Source organism: Flavobacterium sp. FPG59 (assembly GCF_002150205.1).
Classification (GTDB): domain Bacteria; phylum Bacteroidota; class Bacteroidia; order Flavobacteriales; family Flavobacteriaceae; genus Flavobacterium.
The window spans coordinates 1-2,772 of sequence record NZ_MTCA01000309.1; the positions used below are offsets into that span (position 1 = coordinate 1).

Sequence of the window (2,772 nt, forward strand, 5' to 3'; positions counted from 1 at the left end):
TTTTATAAACGCCTCTTACAATAAGTTTTTTATTCTGAAACAGAACTTCTTTTCCTAAAGCAGTTTCTTTTCCAAAAAGCTGCAAAGCTAAATCTTCTGACAAGCTGATACTATTTTCATCTGGTAACGCTGATTTTTGGTTTCCTTCAATAAATTCAAAAGGGAAAAATTCAAAAAAATTCTTTTGTGCTAATACGATTTTGCTCGATTGCACTTTCTTATTTTTAAACCGAATTAGATCGCTTTCATAATTTCCACTTAAATAACAATACGATGCTACTTCTGAGCATTTCTCTTTTATCGCAGCCCCTATTGGAGCTGAACTCGATGCCCAAAATGTATTTTCGCTCATTTGATTAGCGACCAAAAACACATTTTCTTTATTAGGATTCCAAGCATCATAACTTTGTTCGTCATTCCAGTATAAAATGGCGAAAATCACGCTTGCAATACCAATGCTCAAACCCAAAACGTTGAGAAAAGAAAACAATTTGTTTTGCTTTAAGTGATAAATAAATATTTTTATCCAGTTGAGAATCATAACTTTTTTGATTGATTTAATTTTGATTTGATTGATGAAAAATTAATGATGTTTACAAAAGTATTTTGCAAAGCAGCTCAAAAACGATTGTGACGATTGATATGAGGATGGTTATCATTTTTATACTTTAAAAACATCAACATTTCTTTGATTTGTTTTTTCAGAAATGACCGCTCCATCTTTCATTAGAATCGTTTTCTGCGAAAAAGAAGCATCATAATCAGAATGTGTAACCATTAATATTGTGGCACCGTTGGCATGCAGATCGGTCAATAATTCCATTACTTCATTTCCATTTTTACTGTCCAGATTTCCTGTAGGCTCATCAGCAAGAATGATTTTTGGGTCGTTTATTAAGGCTCTTGCTACGGCTACACGCTGTTGCTGTCCTCCAGAAAGCTGTTGCGGATAATGTTTCAATCGGTGGGAAATTCCTAATTTATCAGCGATTGCTTCTACTCTTTTCTTTCTGTCAGAGGATGGAACTTTATTGTAAATCAGCGGCAATTCGATATTGTCATAAACTGATAATTCGTCTATCAGGTTGAAATTCTGAAAAATAAAGCCAATATTTTCTTTTCTGGCTTTCGATTTTTCTTTCTCTTTCAGCCCAATCATTTCTTGATTAAGTAACTGATAGCTCCCGCTCGAAGCGCTGTCTAGCAACCCAACAATATTCAATAAAGTGGACTTCCCGCTTCCCGATGGCCCCATAATCGAAACAAAATCACCTTGATTAATGGTTAATGAAATTTCGCTTAATGCCATGGTCTCCACTTCTTCGGTTCTAAATACTCTTGAAAGATTTTTAATTGTGATCATACTATTCGTTTTTTGATTGATGTTTATTGTTTCTCTTTATTCTTTACTCTTTACTCTTTCTTCTATGCTCTTTCTTCTATACTCTTTTACTTATTCCAAATTCAAAACTTCGACTTCTTTATAGTCTTTATACGATGAGGTAATTACTTTTTCACCTGCTTTCAATCCGCCGAGTATTTCATAATATAATGGATTTTCTCTGCCCAATTTAATTGTTCTTCTCTCTGCTTTGTTGCCATTGACTACAAAAATCCATTTCCCGCTCGTTTCTTCGTTAAAGCTTCCTTTAGAAAGGACTACCGTCTTGGTTTTTTCTGACAGGTTTAATTTTACGCCAAAACTCAATCCTTGTTTTAAATCTAATTTTTCAGTTGAAACAAAATCCAATTCTAATTGAAACCTTCCGTTTTTAATTTCCGGAATCACTTTGGTTATTTGAACTTCGATGGATTTGTTTTCAAAATCTACTGCTCCTTTTTGTTGCGCTGCAATTTTATCCAAATAAAATTCATCGATGTCTGCTATCAATTTATAGCCTTTCCTATCATCAATAGAACCAATACTTGTATTTTGCGCATAGGTTTTCCCAAGAATAGGTTCAAAGGAAGAAAGTCTTCCAGAAATTGGCGCTGTGATAAGGAAATTTTTTTTATTCATTCTCAAAATATCCAAACTTTTATTCATGAAACCAATGGATTGATTCAATTGTCCAATCTGGACTTGATTTGCTAATTTTTCTTTTTTGACACTTTTTTTGATAATATTCATACGCTCTTTTTGAAAACGATAATTTTCTTGGGTCTTTTCCCATTCATTTTTAGAAAGTATTTCCTGTTCAAAAAGTTTTTGATCCAATTCAAATGAGTTTTTGGCATCCAAATAATCGTGTTCAATAGCAATCAAGTCTTTTTCTAAATTCAATTCCTGATTTCTCAAATCGAGTTTGGCTTTGTTCAAATTATTGATTTGTTCAATAATGGCCGTTTCCTGTTGCATGTACGACAGTTCTGCATTGGGATTGTACAATCGTGCCAATGGTTGTCCTTTTATAACCATGTCACCGTTTTCGACAAATATTTCCTGAATGGCTCCGCCTTCAATGATATTCACTAACATTGAATTTATAGGAACTACTTTTGCCTGAAATGACATAAAATCTTCGAAAAAATTATTTTCAACGGTCTTAATCGTAATTTCAACTTTTTTTACGTTCAAACTTCTTTTTTTGGTAGCTGATGTAAAAACAAAATACCCAAAGAGTAAGATAATTGGCAAAACGATTAAAAGATACTTATTTTTGTTAGTTTTACGTACGATTTTGGTGTCCATTGCTTATTGTTTGTATAGTCTATTAGGATAATCGTACCAGAAAATTAAAAACTATAATAATCTTATTATCAGGTTTTTAA

At 32.6% G+C, this 2,772-nt stretch carries 3 protein-coding genes; all 3 read right to left on the bottom strand.

What is annotated here, in order from left to right; all coding sequences use genetic code 11:
* Positions 1-463, bottom strand: a 463-nt coding sequence (locus tag FPG59_RS15410) for an ABC transporter permease (RefSeq protein WP_254906721.1), incomplete at its 3' end; no start/stop codon positions are given.
* A 198-nt stretch (positions 464-661) separates the two neighbouring features.
* Positions 662-1,363 carry an ABC transporter ATP-binding protein gene (locus tag FPG59_RS15415; protein WP_086455435.1) on the bottom strand — a complete coding sequence of 234 codons (702 nt, stop codon included), beginning with the start codon at positions 1,361-1,363 and terminating at the stop codon, positions 662-664.
* Positions 1,364-1,453: 90 nt separating this feature from the next.
* On the bottom strand, positions 1,454-2,692 hold the full coding sequence (locus FPG59_RS15420; RefSeq protein ID WP_086455436.1) for an efflux RND transporter periplasmic adaptor subunit: 1,239 nt from the start codon (positions 2,690-2,692) through the stop codon (positions 1,454-1,456).
* Between the last annotated feature and the right edge of the window lie 80 nt (positions 2,693-2,772).